Source organism: Streptomyces sp. GSL17-111 (assembly GCF_037911585.1).
In the GTDB taxonomy this organism is placed as follows: domain Bacteria; phylum Actinomycetota; class Actinomycetes; order Streptomycetales; family Streptomycetaceae; genus Streptomyces.
Genome location: NZ_JBAJNS010000001.1, coordinates 2,516,484 through 2,533,783, shown reverse-complemented (window position 1 = coordinate 2,533,783; position 17,300 = coordinate 2,516,484). Strand labels below are relative to the sequence as shown.

At 72.6% G+C, this 17,300-nt stretch carries 19 protein-coding genes; 6 read left to right on the top strand and 13 right to left on the bottom strand.

Translation table 11 applies throughout. From position 1 onward, the window contains the following. Positions 1 to 23 precede the first annotated feature (23 nt). The gene (locus V6D49_RS11145; RefSeq protein ID WP_340559215.1) at positions 24 to 650 is read right to left on the bottom strand and encodes a carboxylesterase family protein; all 627 of its coding nucleotides are present in this window, start codon (positions 648 to 650) and stop codon (positions 24 to 26) included. 203 nt (positions 651 to 853) lie between these two features. Between V6D49_RS11145 and lysS the strand changes: the two genes are divergently transcribed. Beyond that, the gene (lysS, locus tag V6D49_RS11140) at positions 854 to 2,587 is read left to right on the top strand and encodes a lysine--tRNA ligase (protein ID WP_340559213.1); all 1,734 of its coding nucleotides are present in this window, start codon (positions 854 to 856) and stop codon (positions 2,585 to 2,587) included. A gap of 39 nt (positions 2,588 to 2,626) precedes the next feature. Here the strand turns inward: lysS and V6D49_RS11135 are convergent, their stop codons facing one another. The 10 genes from V6D49_RS11135 to V6D49_RS11090 form a co-directional block, all read right to left on the bottom strand. After that, complete coding sequence (locus V6D49_RS11135) at positions 2,627 to 3,862, bottom strand: DUF2637 domain-containing protein (RefSeq protein WP_340559211.1); 1,236 nt, start codon at positions 3,860 to 3,862, stop codon at positions 2,627 to 2,629. 96 nt (positions 3,863 to 3,958) lie between these two features. Continuing rightward, entirely contained in the window at positions 3,959 to 4,645 is a 687-nt protein-coding gene (locus V6D49_RS11130; protein WP_340559209.1) for a DUF3558 domain-containing protein, read from the bottom strand. A gap of 25 nt (positions 4,646 to 4,670) precedes the next feature. Further along, positions 4,671 to 5,597 carry a hypothetical protein gene (locus tag V6D49_RS11125; RefSeq protein WP_340559207.1) on the bottom strand — a complete coding sequence of 309 codons (927 nt, stop codon included), beginning with the start codon at positions 5,595 to 5,597 and terminating at the stop codon, positions 4,671 to 4,673. Positions 5,598 to 5,753: 156 nt separating this feature from the next. Next, entirely contained in the window at positions 5,754 to 6,626 is an 873-nt protein-coding gene (locus V6D49_RS11120) for a hypothetical protein (RefSeq protein WP_340559205.1), read from the bottom strand. Between the two features lie 168 nt (positions 6,627 to 6,794). Further along, a complete protein-coding gene (locus V6D49_RS11115; RefSeq protein WP_340559203.1) occupies positions 6,795 to 7,553 on the bottom strand; it encodes an SDR family oxidoreductase in 759 nt (252 codons plus the stop codon). A gap of 110 nt (positions 7,554 to 7,663) precedes the next feature. Next, positions 7,664 to 9,553, bottom strand: coding sequence for an ABC transporter permease (locus V6D49_RS11110; RefSeq protein WP_340563874.1), 1,890 nt, complete (start codon positions 9,551 to 9,553; stop codon positions 7,664 to 7,666). Between the two features lie 121 nt (positions 9,554 to 9,674). Beyond that, positions 9,675 to 10,457: a molybdate ABC transporter substrate-binding protein gene (gene modA, locus V6D49_RS11105; protein WP_340559201.1), complete on the bottom strand. Its 783-nt coding sequence runs from the start codon at positions 10,455 to 10,457 to the stop codon at positions 9,675 to 9,677. A gap of 32 nt (positions 10,458 to 10,489) precedes the next feature. Continuing rightward, entirely contained in the window at positions 10,490 to 10,885 is a 396-nt protein-coding gene (locus tag V6D49_RS11100; protein WP_340559199.1) for a TOBE domain-containing protein, read from the bottom strand. A 95-nt stretch (positions 10,886 to 10,980) separates the two neighbouring features. Then, complete coding sequence (locus tag V6D49_RS11095; RefSeq protein WP_340559198.1) at positions 10,981 to 11,295, bottom strand: MazG-like family protein; 315 nt, start codon at positions 11,293 to 11,295, stop codon at positions 10,981 to 10,983. Then, positions 11,292 to 12,122, bottom strand: coding sequence for a helix-turn-helix domain-containing protein (locus V6D49_RS11090; RefSeq protein WP_340559196.1), 831 nt, complete (start codon positions 12,120 to 12,122; stop codon positions 11,292 to 11,294). Before V6D49_RS11090 ends, V6D49_RS11095 begins: the two co-directional genes overlap by 4 nt. A gap of 158 nt (positions 12,123 to 12,280) precedes the next feature. Between V6D49_RS11090 and V6D49_RS11085 the strand changes: the two genes are divergently transcribed. Continuing rightward, a complete protein-coding gene (locus V6D49_RS11085; protein ID WP_340559195.1) occupies positions 12,281 to 12,676 on the top strand; it encodes a hypothetical protein in 396 nt (131 codons plus the stop codon). 77 nt (positions 12,677 to 12,753) lie between these two features. On the opposite strand, the gene V6D49_RS11080 is transcribed toward V6D49_RS11085, so the two are convergent. Both V6D49_RS11080 and V6D49_RS11075 read right to left on the bottom strand, forming a co-directional pair. Further along, positions 12,754 to 13,650, bottom strand: a complete 897-nt coding sequence (locus V6D49_RS11080) for a helix-turn-helix domain-containing protein (protein WP_340559194.1) — start codon at positions 13,648 to 13,650, stop codon at positions 12,754 to 12,756. Between the two features lie 291 nt (positions 13,651 to 13,941). Next, positions 13,942 to 14,370 (bottom strand): ATP-binding protein, encoded by a 429-nt coding sequence (locus V6D49_RS11075; RefSeq protein WP_340559193.1) that lies wholly within the window; start codon positions 14,368 to 14,370, stop codon positions 13,942 to 13,944. Positions 14,371 to 14,526: 156 nt separating this feature from the next. Between V6D49_RS11075 and V6D49_RS11070 the strand changes: the two genes are divergently transcribed. From V6D49_RS11070 to V6D49_RS26215, 4 genes are all read left to right on the top strand, one after another. Then, positions 14,527 to 15,369, top strand: a complete 843-nt coding sequence (locus V6D49_RS11070) for a helix-turn-helix domain-containing protein (protein ID WP_340559192.1) — start codon at positions 14,527 to 14,529, stop codon at positions 15,367 to 15,369. Further along, positions 15,366 to 15,575, top strand: a complete 210-nt coding sequence (locus V6D49_RS11065) for a DUF397 domain-containing protein (protein WP_340559190.1) — start codon at positions 15,366 to 15,368, stop codon at positions 15,573 to 15,575. Before V6D49_RS11070 ends, V6D49_RS11065 begins: the two co-directional genes overlap by 4 nt. Before the next feature lie 6 nt (positions 15,576 to 15,581). Beyond that, complete coding sequence (locus V6D49_RS11060; RefSeq protein WP_340559189.1) at positions 15,582 to 15,767, top strand: DUF397 domain-containing protein; 186 nt, start codon at positions 15,582 to 15,584, stop codon at positions 15,765 to 15,767. A gap of 642 nt (positions 15,768 to 16,409) precedes the next feature. Further along, positions 16,410 to 17,087: a transposase family protein gene (locus tag V6D49_RS26215; RefSeq protein ID WP_445330503.1), complete on the top strand. Its 678-nt coding sequence runs from the start codon at positions 16,410 to 16,412 to the stop codon at positions 17,085 to 17,087. Positions 17,088 to 17,300: the final 213 nt, after the last annotated feature.

Here is a 17,300-nt window from a genome sequence, read left to right as displayed (position 1 = left end):
GGGGCGGGCGCTCGGGAGTGACGCTACCGGCCCCGGGCGGCGGTGGCGCAGCCCGTCGCCGGGCGCGTGCCCGCGAAGAGGTAGGCGGAGTCGGGGGAGGTCAGGTGGGCGCACAGGTGCGCGGACGGGCCGTGGAGCGTGATGGTGTCCGGGTTGCCGCCGAACGGCACCGCGTTGCGGTGCAGCCAGTGCAGGGCGGCCTGCTGCGCCGCCAGCTCCCCGGCGGGCACGGTGACCACAACGACATTCGGAGGGTCGTCCGGCGGGTCGTCCGGCGGGGCGTCCGGCGCGGTGGACGACCCGCCCAGCCGGACGTCCACGGGGAGGTCGGCCCCCACGCTGACCCCGCGCGGCGTCGTCACCGTCAACGCCCCGCACGCGTCGGCGCACGGCGTCCGGGCCTCGGTGGCGTCCCGCACCCCGTGCCACTCCTGCGCCGGGGAGGCGTAGGGCACGTCGTGGAAGATCCGGGCGGACGCGGTGATCTCGCCGCGCAGCTCGCCCTGGTCCGTACGGACCACGGACGGGTCGGGATCCCCTCCCGACGCCCGCCCGGCCGTGGCCAGGAGCCCCGCCGCCAGTGCGGCGGAGATCGCTCCGAAGGCCATGCGCTGCGCGACACCCGCACCCGTCATCGTCATGGTGCCCATGACGATGACGCTAGGAGGTCGAACGGTGCTGGAGCAGCCGTCCACCACCCCGGTCCGGAGTGGGGGGAGCCCCACCCCGGACCGGGGGCCCGCGCGCCCCGGGGCGTCGCCGTGCGGGGTCGGGGGGAGCGTCGCCCGTCTGGGACAATGACCGCACCCACCCACGCGGGAAACCCCCACCAACCGACCAGGGAAGTAAGGACGTGCCGACCGTGGCTCAGAGCACCGAGACCGACTGGGTCTCCCGATTCGCGGACGAGGTCATCGCCGACGCGGAGCGCCACGCGCCCGGCAAACCCATCGTCTGCGCCTCGGGGCTCAGCCCCTCCGGGCCGATCCACCTGGGCAACCTCCGCGAGGTCATGACCCCGCACCTGGTCGCCGACGAGATCCGGCGCCGGGGCCACGACTGCGTGCACCTCATCTCCTGGGACGACTACGACCGCTTCCGCAAGGTCCCGGCGGGCATCGACCCGTCCTGGTCCGAGCACATCGGCAAGCCGCTCACCTCCGTCCCGGCGCCGCCCGGCAGCACCCAGCCGAACTGGGCCGAGCACTTCAAGGCGGCGATGGTCACCGCGCTGGCCGAGCTGGGCGTCGAGTTCCGCGGCGTCAGCCAGACCCAGCAGTACACCTCGGGCGTCTACCGCGAGCAGATCCTCCTCGCGATGCGGGAGCGCGGCACGATCGACGCCGTGCTCGACCGCTACCGCACGAAGGAGAAGCCGGGCGGCAAGAAGTCCGGCGGCAAGCAGCAGAAGCCCGTCGACGAGGCGGAGCTGGCTGCCGCCGAGGGCTCCGGCGCGGCCGGGGAGGACGACGGCAGCGGCACCGGCGGGGACTACTACCCGTACAAGCCGTACTGCGCCAACTGCGAGAAGGACTTCACGACCGTCGTCTCCTACGACGACGACACCACCGAGCTGACCTACACGTGCACCTGCGGGCACAAGGAGACGGTGCTGCTGCGCGAGTACGACCGCGGCAAGCTCGTGTGGAAGGTCGACTGGCCGATGCGCTGGGCCTTCGAGGGCGTGACCTTCGAGCCCTCGGGCGTCGACCACTCCTCGCCCGGCTCGTCCTACGTCGTCGGCGGCCAGATCGTCCGCGAGGTGTTCGGCGGACGTCAGCCCATCGGCCCGATGTACGCGTTCGTGGGCATCAGCGGCATGGCCAAGATGTCCAGCTCGCGCGGCGGCGTGCCGACGCCGTCCGACGCGCTGGAGATCATGGAGGCGCCCCTGCTGCGCTGGCTGTACGCGCGCCGGCGGCCGAACCAGTCCTTCAAGGTCGCCTTCGACCAGGAGATCCAGCGCACCTACGACGAGTGGGACGCGCTGGAGCGCAGGATCGCCGAGGGCACGGCCCAGCCCGCCGACGCCGCCGCCCACGCCCGCTCGGTGCGCACGGCCGCGGTTGAACTGCCCCGCACCCCGCGCCCGCTGCCGTACCGGACGCTGGCCTCGGTGGTGGACATCACCCAGGGCTCGGCCGACCAGACGCTGCGCATCCTCTCCGAGCTGGACCCCGAGCGCCCCGTCACCTCCCTGGACCAGACGCGCCCCCGGCTCGACCGCGCCGAGCGCTGGATCTCCACCCACGTCCCCGCCGACCAGCGCACCCGCGTGCGGTCCGAGCCGGACACCGAGCTCCTCGCCTCCCTCGACGACGGACAGCGCGAGGCCCTGCGGCTGCTGCTCGACGGCCTGGACACGCACTGGTCGCTGGACGGCCTGACGACGCTCGTCTACGGCGTGCCCAAGGTGCAGGCCGGGCTGGACCCGGAGGCGAAGCCGACGCCCGAACTGAAGCTGGCCCAGCGGTCGTTCTTCGCGCTGCTGTACCAGCTGCTGGTGGGCCGGGACACCGGGCCGCGACTGCCGACGCTGCTGCTGGCGGTGGGCGCCGACCGCGTCCGCACGCTCCTGTCGGCGTGAGGGAGTGACGGGGCTGACGGCCTGACGGGGTGATCGGCGTCAGCCGACGACGCCGATCTCCTCGTTGAGGCGCTCGCGGCACTCCCGCACGTAGGGGCGCAGGTACGCCTCGCTCAGCAGGCCGCCGTCCCGGTTCGTCACGCCGAAGTGCTCACCCAGCGCCCGGGACAGATCGCGGGCGGTCGGCCGGGCGCCCCGCGCGGCGAGGTCGCGGTAGGCCTGGAAGTACACGTCCTCCACGGGGACGCCGTCCGGGAGCCCGGCCGGTTCGTCGGCGGGCGCGTCGACCGGCTCGGGCGGCGCCGGGGGACGTCGGATGGGCCGCCGTCCCTGCGTCCCGGGCACGTACTCCGGCACGGGCTTGGACTCCGGCGCGGGCACGGGCTCTGCAGCGGGCGCGGGCTCGGGTTCCGGCGCTGTGGCCACCACGGGTTCCTCGGCCACGGGCTTCGGGACGGGCACGGGTGCGGCCGATGCGGTCCGCGCGGCCGGTTCCGGGGCCGGCTCCGGAACGGCGGCGGGCTCCCGCTGCTCGGGCCGCTCCTCGGGCCGCTTCTCAGCCGTGGGCTCGGTGAGCGACGCGCCGGCCGAGGGCGTCGGCGTCGCGGCGAGCGCGGCCACGGACCGGCTGAGCGGTATCCCGTAGCGGGCGAGCTTCAGCGGCATGAGGTCCTCCACGGGCGCCCGGCGCCGCCAGGCCCTGCCGTACCGGGCGCGCAGCCGCGTCCGGTACACCAGCCGCTCCTGCTCCAGCCGTATGACCTCGTCGTACGACCGCAGCTCCCAGAGCTTCATCCGCCGCCACAGCCGGAAGGTCGAGGGGAAGGCGAGGAGCCAGCGCGAGACGCGCACGCCCTCCATGTGCCGGTCCGCGGTGATGTCGGCGATGCGGCCGATGGCGTGCCGAGCCGCCTCCACGGAGACGACGAACAGCACCGGGATCACCGCGTGCATGCCGACCCCCAGCGGGTCGGGCCAGGCGGCGGCGCCGTTGAAGGCGATGGTGGCGGCCGTCAGCAGCCAGGCCGTCTGGCGCAGCAGGGGGAAGCCGATGCGCAGCCACGTCAGCAGGAGGTCCAGCGCGAGGAGGACGACGATGCCGGCGTCGATGCCGATGGGGAAGAAGGGGGCGAAGGAGCCGAAGCCCTTGCGTTCGGCGAGGTCGCGCACGGCCGCGTACGACCCGGCGAAGCCGATCGCGGCGATGACCAGGGCGCCGACCAGGACGACCCCGATGAGGACGCGGTGGGTTCGGCTGAGCTGCGTCGCGGACACCCGCGTTCTCCTCCCGCTCGGACACCTGAGCGGCGCCCAGCCTGACACACGTTGTCAAGGTCATGTCCGGCGGGAGGGGAACGTGCGGTTCCGCGCCTACTTGACGGCGGCGACGACCTGCTCGGCGGCCTTCTCCGCGCCCTTGCGGATCTCGTCGGCCTTCGGGGTGTCGGCGTCCTCGAAGCCGGCGCCGGAGTAGTCCACGACGACCACGACGTTCGCGGTGCGGGCCACGACGCGCTGGTTGCGGTAGTCGCCGCCGTCGTCGCCCTTCTCCTCGGTGTCGAAGCCGATGGTGGTGGCCTCGTCGCCGAGGTCCTTGAGGGTCTTCGCCTCGACCTTCTTGCTCGCCTTGTCCTCGGTGATCTTCTCCACCTCGGAGGCGGCGGACCGCGCGGCGCGTTCGTCGCCCGAGCCGACGTCGAGCACCGAGTCGTAGCGGCGCAGGGAGACGAACAGCGAGCGGTAGTCGTACTCGTCCAGCCCGGACCACAGGCAGCTCGTGTAGCTGTCGGTGTCCTTGCTCTTGAGGTTCTTGCCCTTCTCGTTCTCCGCCTCGGGGACGATGTCGTCGATCGTCTTCCCCGGCACCGTCTTGCAGGCGTCCGGCAGTTCGGAGAACTTCACCGGCTCCGGCTCCGGGGCCTTCTCGGCCTCGGCGGACGGCTTCTCGGCGGGCGCCTTGGCGTCGTCGTCGCCACCCCCCAGGCAGCCGGTGACGAGCAGGGCGGGCACGGCCACCAGGGCGAGTGCGCGGCGGACGGTCAGGTTGCTGTGGAACATGGTGGATTCGCTTCCCGGTCTCGGGTCAACTGTCGAGCCGCTCGGCGATCTGCTGCGCCAGGCGGCCGGCCTGCTGCTGCAGCTCCTCGCTGTCGGGCAGGCGGCGCTTGTCGGTGGACCACTGGTTGTACTGGACGGTGACGATCACGTTGCCCTTGCGGAAGACCAGCGTGATGTCGCGGTGGACGCCGGCGTCGGCGGTGACCAGCTCGTCGTCGAGGTAGGCCGCTTCGCCGACGCCCTCCAGGGGACGCGGGGCGAGGGCCGGATCGGGGGCCTCGGAACCCGGCTCACCGTCCGGGCCGGGGCCCGCCGGCGGGGTGCCGCCGGGGGCCGAGGCGGGGTCGGTCTCCTCCTCCGCCCCGGACGGCTCCCGGGACGCGTCGTCCCCGGGCGCGTCGGAGGCCGCGCCCGACGGTTCGTCCGAGCCGCCGTCGGAGGGTTCCTCCGAGCCGCCGTCGGATTCGGCGGGGTCGGACGGCTCGTCGGTGGGCGGGGCGGTGGCGGGGATGTCCGCCTCCGTCGCCCGCTGGTCGAACAGCTCGACGGCCCGGTCGTCGTCGCTGACCTCGGGGTCGTAGGAGACGACGCGCTCGAAGTCCAGGGTGAGATGGTGACTGCCGAGGGAGGTCGCGCTCTTCCACGTGCAGCCGACGCGGCGGTCGGTGTCGAACGTGACGGCCGCCTCGCCCTCCAGCGTCGCGTCGTCGGCCCCCCGGCCCGCGTCTGCGGGGAACAGTGCCGCGCGCAGGCTCTCCCGGTCGACCGACCCGCAGGGCTCCGGAAGGGTGCGGTAGCGGCCGGGCTCCACGGACGTCTCCGAGGCGTCGGACGAGCCCGACTTGCCGTCCGTCGTGCCCCCGCTCTCCCCGGCGTCGGCCGTGCAGCCCGTCAGGGCCACGGTCAGCGCCACGAGGGCTGCGGAGCCGCCCCGGTACGTCCTGCGCCGCACGTCGGCCTCCCTGCGTTCGCCTCGTCGAACTCGAAAACGTGTTGCCGCCCCGATGGGGCGGCAGAACACAATGTCTACAGCAACCCACGCGCCGACGCCCGGAATACCGGGTTCTTTGCCGTGCTTTGTCCGGATTCTGCGGTGGGTTGAGAATCGTCACGTAGGGCGTGCGACGGTGGTCTCGCCGGACGTGTCGACCGCTGGGGCAGCGTGGGCATTCCGTTGCGCCCAGCTGCCCGCGCGGTTGCTCGCAATCCGCCACCGTCGCATTTTGCAGGCCTGCACTGACCGCCCGAGTCGCTGAGCGGCCGTTTCGAGGTCGCGGCTGTTCGCAAGGATGTGGTCCTCCTGGGAGGTCCAGTTGCGCCGTCCGAGCTGCGGTGGCCGCATGCCCGGAGGCCTGACCCAACGGCGAGCCTTCATGGCCGCTGCCTTCTTTCGCTCAAGCCCCAGACAGCCGTCGTAGTAGAGGCTCTGCATCAGTGCCACTGCCGTTTCATTCGTGTACACGACATTAAAGATGTCGTCCCTGGCGTTACGACGTGGCGTTCGATGCGCTCCGGTGAGCGACGATGCGTAATGGCACAGGAAGTTGATGACCGCCTCGCTGGCCGAGGTGAGAGAAAGGAAGGGGAGCCCCGCTGCGGTGTAGCCGAGGGAACCGTCCGCATCCACGAGACCGCGCAGGTAATCGGGCTCTGAGAAGGGCACGCAGGGCGGTTTGACGATCGACGACTTGGCGCCGTATGGAAGGCCGAGGTCCTCCAAACGGCTACGCGCCTCGTAGGCGCACAGGGTCCACAAGACGGACCTGTACGCGTCGGCGAAGTTGGTGGTACGCGTGCGCTCGCGGATCGTGCTCGGATACGGCGTGAGGCGCTGGAACGCCTCAAGAATGCACCTGTCGTGGTGGCTGAGCTCGACCGAAAGCCGTCCTTTGAAGGGCGAGGTACGCGCCATGTGCCCGTCCATCTGGATGAAGCCGAACATGTAGGCGTACTCCGCGACTTCGAGATTCATGAACTCCATGGCTCCCAGTGTTGATACTGGGGATCGACTTTTCGATAGTCGTTCGATGTATTCACTCTGATGGCGGGCGCGTGAAGGGGTGACGCGCCGATATGCGCGCCGCCCACGGCGGCGCCGAGCGACGGATGAGCCGAAGCCAGGCCGCACACGGGGCGCGGCCTCGCGCCGTCAGCCCTCGCGGTGCACCTTGCGGTTGGACGCCTGGGCGCGCGGCCGCACGACGAGCAGGTCCACGTTGACGTGCGGCGGCCGGGTGACGGCCCAGCCGATCGTGTCGGCGACGTCCTCCGCGCTCAGCGGTTCGGGCACGCCCGCGTAGACGGCCGCCGCGCGGTCGGCGTCCCCCCGGAAGCGGGTCAGGGCGAACTCGTCGGTGCGGACCATGCCGGGTGCGATCTCGATGACGCGCACCGGCTCGCCGCACAGTTCGAGGCGCAGCGTCTCCGTCAGCGCGTGCGCGCCGTACTTGGCGGCCGCGTAGCCGCCCCCGCCCTCGTACACCGCGAATCCGGCGGTGGAGGAGACGACCACCACCGTGCCGCCGTCCTGTGCGTTCCGCAGCGCCGGGAGCAGGGCCTGGGTCATGTGCAGGACGCCGAGGACGTTGACCTCGTACATGGTCCGCCAGTCGGCCGGGTCGCCCTCGGCCACGGTGTCGGTGCCGAGCGCGCCGCCCGCGTTGTTGACCAGCACGTCCACGCCGCCGAGCGAGGCGGCGAAGGCGTCGACGGCCGTCCGGTCGGTGACGTCCAGCGGGTGCGCCTCGGCGGTCAGCCCGGTGTCCGTCAGCTCCTTCGCGAGCGCCTCGATCCGCTCGGCGCGGCGGGCGGTCAGCACGACCCGGTACCCGGCCTCCGCCAGCCGGCGCGCGGTCGCCGCGCCGATCCCGCTGCTGGCCCCGGTGACGACGGCGGTTCGCCCACTCATGCGCGGTCCTCTCTCGTGCCGGTCTCCCCGACCGGTCGCGTCCCTCTCCCCGCAGGCTAACGCCCGTTCCGCCGCGGGAGTCGGGGGCGTCCGGGCGTCCGGGGCGGGCGTCAGCGGGGGACGAGGGTCGTCTCGGTGGCCTTGACGCTCGTCCACACCGCGCAGCCCTCGGCCAGGCCCAGGTCGGCCGCCGCCTCGGGGGTGATCTCCGCGACGAGGTCGGGCGCCGCGTCCGAGGTGACCAGGACGCGGAGCCGGCTGCCGAGCGCGGTGATCTCGCGGACGGTTCCGGGCCACACGTTGCGCGGGCTGCCGCCCGGCCGGGCGCGGTGCACGGACACCGCCTCGGGCGGGATGATCGCGAGCGCCTCGGTGCCGGGGGCGACGGGTTCGGCGACGACGAGGTGTCCGCCGTCGTCGAGGGCGAGCCCGTCCGGTGTGCCGGTGCCGGGCCAGGCGTTGCGGCCGAGCATCCGCGCGACCCACGGCGAGCGCGGGTGGCGGCCGACCTCGGCGGGCGGCGCGTCCTGGAGGGCCCGCCCCTCGTCCAGGACCAGGACCCGGTCGGCCAGGGAGACGGCCTCGACGGGGTCGTGCGTGACCATCAGACACACCCCGCCGAAGCCGCTCAGGTGGGTGCGGAGCAGGTGCCGTACGTGGGCGCGGGTGGTCTGGTCGAGCGCGGCGAGGGGCTCGTCGAGCAGCAGGAGCCGGGGACGGGCGGCGAGCGCGCGGGCCAGCGCGACGCGTCCGGCCTGCCCGCCGGAGAGCTGGGCGGGCCTGCGGTGGGCGAGGTGGCCGACGTCGAGCCGCTCCAGCCAGACGCGGGCGGTGCGGCGCGCCTCGGCGCGGCCCGCCCCGTGCGCCCGCAGCCCGTAGGCGGTGTTGGCCAGGGCGGAGAGGTGCGGGAAGAGGGCGCCGTCCTGCGGCACCCAGGCGACGCCGCGTCGGTGCGGGGGCCGGTCGGTGACGTCGGTCCCGCCGAGTGTGAGGTGGGCGTGGGCGCGGGGGGTGAGGCCGAGGAGGGCGCGCAGCAGCGTCGTCTTCCCCGCGCCGTTGGGCCCGACGACGGCGATGGTCGTGCCGGGTTCGGCGTCCAGGACGAGCCGGGTGAACCCGGTGACGTCGGCGTGCAGGGCCCACCGTTCGCCGGGCGCGGTGGGGGGCTTCGGCGGGGTGTCCGGGGGCTGCGGTGGCCGGGGCTCGGGTTCGAGGACGGCGGCCCGGCGCCGCGCGGGCTCCGTACCGGCGGCCGTCCACCGGCCGCGCAGGGCGACGAGCACGGTCATCGCGACGGCGAGGAGCAGCAGGGACACGGACGTCGCGGCCTGCGGCTCCTCCTGGAGCAGCAGGTACACCTCCAGCGGGAGGGTGCGGGTGACGCCGGGCAGGTTGCCCGCGAAGGTGATGGTGGCGCCGAACTCGCCCAGCGCGCGGGCCCACGTCAGGGCGGCTCCGGCGGCGAGGCCGGGGGCCACCATGGGCAGGGTCACGGTGGCGAACACCCGCAGCGGGGAGGCGCCCAGGGAGGCGGCCGTCTCCTCGTAGCGGGGGCGCAGCCCGGCGAACGCCCCTTCGAGGCTGATCACCAGGAACGGCATCGAGACGAACGTCGCCGCGACGACGGCCCCGGTGGTGTGGAAGGGCAGTGTGAGCCCGAAGGTGTCCTCCAGCCAGGGCCCGAGCAGCCCGCGCCGGCCGAGGCCGAGCAGCAGCGCGACGCCGGCCACCGTGGGCGGCAGCACCATCGGCAGCAGGACCAGGGACCGGACGAACGCCTTGCCGGGGAAGGGGACGCGTGCCAGCACCCACGCCAGGGGCACCCCGAGCAGCAGGGAGAGCGCGAGGGCCCAGCCGGACACCAGCAGCGACAGCCGCACGGCGTCGACGGTGCCGGGCCGGGTGAGGTGGTCGCCCAGCTCGGCCCACTCGGTGCGGGCGAGGATGCCAAGCAGCGGCAGCAGCAGGAACGCCACGGCGACGAGCGCGGGCAGGGCCAGGGCGAGCGGGGCCCGGGGGCCGGGACGGCGCCCTCGGCGGCGGTCGGGCGCGGTCGCCGCCGGGGAGGAGTGCGGTGGCGAGGAGTTGTGCACGGGTACGGCCTTCGGGGTCGACGGCGGCTCAGGGCTGCTGGAAGCCGTACTCCGCCAGGATCCGCTGCGCCCGGGGGCCGCGCAGCCACTCCACGAAGGCGGCGGCGTCCTCGGGGTGTTCGGAGGCGTCCAGCGTGGCGGCCGGGTAGGCGGCGACGGCGTTCTGGGCGTCGGGGATCTCCACGGCGTCGACCGTGTCGGGGCTCGTGGCGGCGTCCGTGCGGTACACGAGGCCCGCGTCGGCCTCGCCGAGCGCCACCTTGCTCAGTACCGCGCGCACGTTGGGCTCCTCGGACGCCGGTTCGACGTCGACGCCCTGCCGCTCCAGCACCTCCTGCCCGTACGCCCCGACGGGGACCTCGGGCGCCGCGAGGACGACCGTCAGGTCCGCGTCGGCGAGGTCGGCCAGGGTCTCGACGCCGTGCGGGTTGCCCTCGCCGGTGACGATGACGAGCCGGTTCCCGGCGAAGGCGACGGGTTCGCCGGTCTCGCCCGCCACGTCCGCCAGGGACTCCGCGTCGGCGGTGGCGATGACGTCGGCCGGTGCGCCCTGCCGGACCTGGGCGGTGAGTTCCTGCGAGCCGGCGAAGGAGAACGTCACCGTGGTGCCGGGGTGGTCCTCCGTGTAGGCGGCTCCGGCCCGTTCGAAGGCGTCGGTGAGGGAGGAGGCCGCCAGGACCGTCAGCTCCGTCCCGTCGCCGTCCTGCCCGCCGCTGCCGGACCCGCAGGCGGCCAGCGGCAGGAGCAGTGCGGCGGCGAGGGCGGGCGCGGTGGCGCGGCGGCGGACGGCGTGGGGTGGTGCGGGAGGCATGGCGGTGCGGCTCCTCGGGCTGGTGGCGCGGCTCAGCCGCAGTCGATGTGCACGCTGGTGGACTTCACGCGGGCGGTCGCCCGGACGCCGACCTCCAGGCCGAGTTCCTCGACGGCCTCCCGGGTCAGCAGCGAGACGAGCCGGTGCGGACCGGCCTGGATCTCGACCTGGGCCGCGACGTCGCCGAGCGTGACGGCGGTGACGATGCCGGGGAAGGCGTTGCGGGCGGAGGTGTAGGGCGCCTGGTCCTCGCCGTGACTTCCCTGGCCGACCTCGACGGCGAAGGCGGCCAGGTCGCGGCCGTCGATGAGCCGGCGTCCGGAGTCGTCGCGGTGGGTCGCGACCCGTCCGGCGTCCGCCCAGCGGCGCGCTGTGTCGGGGCTGACGCCGAGGAGCCGGGCCGCCTGACCGATGGTGTAGGACTGCATGTGCGCCAACCTACGGGCCTACCAGCCGCACCTGCAACCAATTCTGGATCTTCACCCTGGCAGGTGCGACTTCGATGGGAGGAACGCACGAGAAGTCACCGCAGGGAGCGTTCCGCCACCTTCGCCACGTGCGCCGCGAAGACGCGTTCCGCCTCGGGGGTCAGGGAGCGCAGAGCGACCATCGCGGTCAGGATGACGTCGCACAGCTCGCTGCCCACGTCCTCCCAGGTGTGGCTGAAGCCCTTGCGCGGGTTCTGGCCGACCGCCCCGATCACCGCCTGGGCCACCTCCCCGGCCTCCTCACTGACCTTGAGGATGCGCAGCAGCCGCTCCTGCTCCGGCGGCACCCTGCTCTCCCGCTGCAGCCACGCCAGCAGCTCCTCGACGGTCCGCCAGGTGTCCTCGGTCATCGCCTGTCCCCCGCATCCGCTGCGTCCGCCGCGTCCGCCGCGAGCTCCCGGAACCGGCGCGCCGTGGCGTCGTCCAGCGGATGGAACGACTCGACGGCCAGCTCGGAGAGCGTGACGTCGGCGGGCGCGCCGAACGTCGCGATGGTGCTGAACATCGCCAGCTCGCCGTGCGGGCTCTCCAGCCGGACGGGGAGCACCACCGGCCCGGCCGGGCCGTCGTGCGCGGTGTCCGCCGCACCGGGCGGCCCGTGCGCGGCGACCTCGTCGTACAGCGCGCGCAGCCCGGCGTCGCCGCTCGCCCGCACCTGGCGCAGGAGGCGGCCCAGCAGGTGGCCGCGCACCTCGTCGGCGTTGACGAGGCGCGGCAGCAGGCCCTCCGGGTGGAGGGCCGTCCGGTACATGTTCGACGGCGGGCCGAGCAGGGCGGGCGGCAGGCCGGTCAGGAGCCGCCCCATCGCCGCGTTGGCGCTGACGACGTTCCACAGCCGGTCCACGACCACCGCCGGGTACGGCTCGTGCGCGGTGAGCATGACGTCGAGCGCCGACCGGACGGCGGCCATCCCGGCGGCGTCCATCCCCGACTCGTGGAAGGCGGGGGCGTACCCGGCCGCCAGCAGCAGCGTGTTCCGCTCCCGTAGCGGCACGTCCAGCGTCCCGGCGAGCCGCAGCACCATCGAGCGGCTGGGCCGCGCCCGCCCCGTCTCGACGCACGACACGTGCCGGGCGGAGGACCCGGCGTCGAGGGCGAGTTGCAGCTGGCTGAGTCTGCGCCGCTGCCGCCACTCACGCAACAACGTTCCGACCCCGGGCAGTTCAGCGGTCTCCATACACCCGAGCGTAGTCAGCGCCCAGCCCTGACCACGCCACCGGAGACCCCGCGCCTCCCGCGTCCGGCCGCCGGAGGCGCGCGTGCGGGCGCGGGGTGGGGTGGGGCGTCGTACGGTGGGGAGAGGGAGACGGCCACGCGCGACGGTGAGGAGCACCGGTGAGCAGGAGCCCTGATACCGAGGACTGCGTCAGCGTTCACCTGACGGACTGCGGCCACGAGACGGCGGGCGTCGTCTTCGAGGCCCTGCGGGAGGCCTACCCGCAGGGGTGCGACGCCGGGCCGGTGCCCGCGCGCGGCACGGCGGAGGCGGAGCACCACGTGGTGTGGTCCTCGACGGTGGACACCGCGACGCCGCGCACCGACCGGGCCGGTGCCCCGGCGGCGCTGGCGGAGGACGTCCGCGCGGAGATCCACGGCGCCGCCCACCCCGTCCGGCAGGTCAGGGACGCCCTGGCCGCCGCCTTCGCCACCGAGGACCACGGCACGGTGCCGGGGGAGCACGAGGTCGAGGTCCGCCTGCGGCTCACCGCCACGCGCCGCCCGGTCGGCTGACCCGCCCGCCTCGGGACAACGCGAGGCAGTAGGCCGCGTGACCGGCTTCGTGCAGGCGGTGCACGAAGTGTTTCCACTCACGGCCAGGGGGCGTTCACGGTGGGTGTGGGGCGGCAGTCGCGGCAGTGGCCGGGGGTGGAAGAGCGGAAGACGCGGCCGCAGTCGCCTCGGCACTCCTGGAAGGGGTGGGGTTTCGGTGGTGGGGGTGTGGTGGTGGTTCGGGGTGGGATGAGGGTGGTGAGGCGGTGTGCGAGGAGGCCTGCGGGGGTGCGGAGGGGGTGGGGGAGGTCGGTGGTGAGGGTGGTGCGGATGGTGGCGAGTGGAGTGCCGCGTTCGAGCCAGGCGGCGACGGCCGGGGTGAGGCGGCGGATGTCGCGTTCGGGGAGGAGGAGGCGGGGGTCGTCGCGGTGCAGGCTCGCCAGGAAGTCCCCGGCGGTGCGGTGTCGGCCGAGGTTCGTGGTGCGGGGTTCGGGGAGGGGTTGTGGGGCGGGGGGTGCGCGGTGGGGTGCGGGTTGGGCGGCCTGCGGAGGAGGGGCGGGGAGATCGGCGGGGGCGGGCCCGGGGACCGGGTGGGGGCGGTGGAGCGCGGAACGCCGGGGCGCGGGAGGTGGGGGTGGTGGGCTGTCGGGGCGGTGGTGGCAGACGGTGCGGGTGACGACGCGGCCGCTGGGGAGGCGGGTGCGGTGGCGGGTCAGGTAGCCGTGGGTCTCCAGTTCGCGGAGGGCGGCGGCGATGCGGGTCTCGCCCTCGGTGAAGCGGGCGGCCAGGGCCTTGATGCCGACCCGCGCGCCCTCGGGGAGTGACTGGATGTGGACGGCGAGCCCGATCGCCGTCGCGGACAGTTCGCGGTGCTGGGCGAGGTGGTTGCCGACCACGGTGAACCGTTCGGTGTGCCGTGCCCGTACGTGGGTGACGCCCGCCTGCGGAACGGCGGACGGCGTGCGGACATGGGCGCTAAGCTGCGCCTCAGCCATCGGGAAGCCTCATTCTTCCTCGGTGGTCAGGCCCTCGATCGGGATGCCAGTCCCGGATCGGGGGCCGTCGCATGTGTGTGGTTGTGTGATCGTCGCGAGCCTATGCCGGTCAACAGCCGCCCTGTCCAGCCTCTTCGGCGCTCATTCACCCGTCCGGGTGCACGGGGTGAGGGGTGGGTGGGGGGAAGTTCTTTCGCGAAGATCCTTGAAAGCGGTTGGCGTCGGGGGTTGTCGGGTCCTCGTGCGCCGGGACGCGGTTCTCCACGACCCGGTGGGCGCGGTGTGGGCGGGTCAGGACGGGAGGTCGAGTTCGGCCCAGACCGTCTTGCGCGGCGGCGGTCCGGTGCGGACGCCCCAGCGCGCGGCCAGTGCGTCCACGAGCAGCAGCCCGCGTCCCGACTCGGTGAGCCGGGCGGGCAGTTCTCGGTCCGTGGCTGGTAGCCGGTCGCCGCGCGTGTCGGTGACCTCGATGCGGAGCGTCTTGTCCGTGACGGTCAGGCCGAGGAGGAAGTCCCGGCCCCGCACGCGTCCGTGCAGGATTGCGTTGGTCGCCAGCTCCGCGACGATGTGCCCGGCCGAGTCCGTCGGCAGTCCCCAGTGCCCGAGGTGCGCCACGGTCAGGAGGCGGACCAGCCGGGCACCGCGCCGGGTGGGCGACAGCATCACGGTGAACTGGTGGACCGGGGCGGGGTTTTCGGGCGAAGTGATTTCTGCGTTCACATCACCCAGCGTGTCCGGTTCTGTCTACCCTGAACAGTGACGCAGTCCGCACGCAGGGTGATCGGTCCGGGCGGTGTCCGGTCCTGTCCGGGCCGTCCGGGGTGACCCGTTGGCGCCGGGCGCGGTTGACCACGGCACAACGGGAGTGGGGCGGTTGTGATCGACGACGAAGGTCTGCTGGACGACGGCGCGGAGGACGACTTCGGTGCGCTCATGCGCACGGTCGGCCGCCAGCTCAAGCTGTGGCGGGAGGACGCCGGCATGACCCAGGCGGAGCTGGGTGTCGCCCTCAACTACAGCGAGGAGATGATCTCGGCGGTGGAGCGCGGACGCCGTCTGCCCAAGCCGAACCTCCTGGAGCAGGCCGACGACGTCCTGGGCGCCGGCGGCAAGCTCAAGGCCCTGGCCCAGGAGGTCACCGAGGCCCGGTATCCCAAACGCGTCCGCAGCATCGCCAAGCTGGAAGCCGACTCCGTCGAGATGGGCGTCTACAGCAACCAGACGCTCCATGCCCTCTTGCAGACGGAGGAGTACACGCGAGCCATCTTCGAGATGCGGCAGCCGCTCTTTCCGCCGGACGTCATCGAGCGGAATGTCGGTGCTCGTATGGCACGGCAACAGCACATCGACGGTTCGAAGACCGAGCCGGTGATGAGCTTCGTGCAGGAGGAGGTCACGCTCCGCCGCCCCCTGCACAGTCTCGACATGCAGCGCCGCCAGCTGGAACATCTCCTGGCGGTCGGGCAGTTCCGCAACGTGCAGATTCAGATCATGCCGACGGCTCTGGGCGATCACGCGGGGCTCGGGGGCGGCTTCCGGCTCTTCAAGCTGCGAGGCGGTGGCACCGTCGGGTACTGCGAAGTCCAGCACGTCGCACGGACCGTGGTCGAACCGCAGCAAGTGCAGTCACTGGAGCTGCAATATGGGATGCTGCGAGCTCAGGCTCTCACTCCGAGGGAGTCGCTGGCCTTCATCGAGAAACTGCTGGGAGAGACGTGAGCCCCCATTCAACGACCAAGGCCGAAACCGTCCTCGAATGGCACAAAAGCAGCCACAGCAGCAATGAGCATGGCTCCGACTGCGTCGAGATCGCGAAGGCGCCTGACGCCGTGCACGTCCGGGACTCCAAGATTCAGCGCGGCCCGAGCTTCGCCGTTCCGCACGCCGCCTGGGCCGACTTCATCGCGATGGCCGTGAAGGGTTGATCGACCATGTTTGCCCATAGCGCCTGGTTCAAGAGCAGCTACAGCAGCAACGAGCACGACTCCAACTGTGTCGAGGTGGCCGGAGCGTTCGACGTGGTGCACGTGCGCGACTCGAAGAACGTCCACCGCCGACCCGTCTCCGTCTCGCATCGTACGTGGAGCGCGTTCGTGAGGTTCGCCTCCGAGCGGTGACGTGCGGACCCGCGCCCCGCCCGGCCGATGACCTCGGCCGGGCGGGGCGCGGTGCGTGGGGCCTCAGGGCCAGACGAGGCAGTAGGCCTCGTGGCCTGCTTCGTGTAGGCGGTGGATGAAGTCCTGCCACTGGTGCAGCGATTGAGGACGGCGGGGCGCTGACCTGAGGCCTCTCGGCGAAGTGTGCGTTGATCTGGGAAAACATGTCTCCCGAGTTCTCACCGGTCAACGCCGTTTCCCAGGCTCATGTGCCCCGGATGTGCCCTCGGAACTGATCGGCTGGCCACGGGGGCAGGTGCCGCGGTGTGGCTTGCGGGGCGGCAGTCCGTCGTCAGCAGCCCGTGCGAGGGCTGCGGCGAAGCTATGCACCATCCCTGGCTCAAGCTGCCTAATCGCCGCGGGCACGAGCTCCAGCGGAGAGGGCTGCGGCTTCGTCGGTTGATGGAGGCCCAGTTGAGCGACCGGTCCGTGGATCATCTGTACCAAGTGACGTTTTCTCAGCGAAATGATCTCCGCGAAGGGGTGTGAATCCCCCGTGCGTGAGCAGGCCGGTCGGGCTGGGCCCGGCCGCAGGCAGACGTAAAGCCCCTGGTAGGACAGGTCTCACCACAAGATCATGTCCGCAACACCAGAGGCTTCACGTTGGTCACCTATGTTGCCACGCTCGACGTCCCACGCCATGTCGTGGCGTACCTGTCCCGTCTGCTGGCCGCGCGCCGACGGCGACTTGGCACTCCGCGTGGCAGCCGCGCGCTCGGCCCGTTCCGCCAGGCCGTGCTGGTGCTGCGCTGGTTCCGCGAGCGCGGCTGCGTGCACTGCCTGGCCCGCGACGCCGGGGTCTCCCAGGCCACCGGCTACCGCTACCTGCACGAGGGCATCGACGTCCTCGCCGACCAGGCCCCGGACCTCCACGAGGTCCTGGAACACAGTCGGCACGACGGCATGACCCATGTGATCCTCGACGGCACGCTCATCGAAACGGACCGCCTCGCCGGCGTCCGGGACAACGGCAACGACCTCTGGTTCAGCCAGAAGGACAAGGCGTTCGGCGGGAACGTCCAGTTCCTCGCAGCACCCGACGGCACCCCGCTGTGGGTCTCCGATGCCGAGCCAGGGTCCACCCCCGACATCACCGCCGCCCGCATCCACGCTCTGCCCGCGCTGTACAAGGCGGCAGCCGACGGCCTGCCCACGCTCGCCGACAAGGGCTACCTCGGCTCCGGAATCGGCGTCCTCGTCCCGGTCCGGCGCCCGAAGGGCCGGTCCGAACAGGCCCACAGACGTCAACGGCGAAAAGCGTCTGCAAGTTATCTACCATGAGTGGCACAAATTCGGTGACGGCAACTGGGACTTCCGTCTCGAGAACATGGTAGTAGCCACTTTTGCGCTTGACGATCTTCGTACTCCATTGGACGTGCATCGAATTCCGTCAGATGCAAATGTCCAATGGGGGGCCGCCATCCTTCCTGCCTCGCAGAGCAAGGACGGATACACATACATCTACGGAGTAAACGACGCCCCAACGCATAAGAA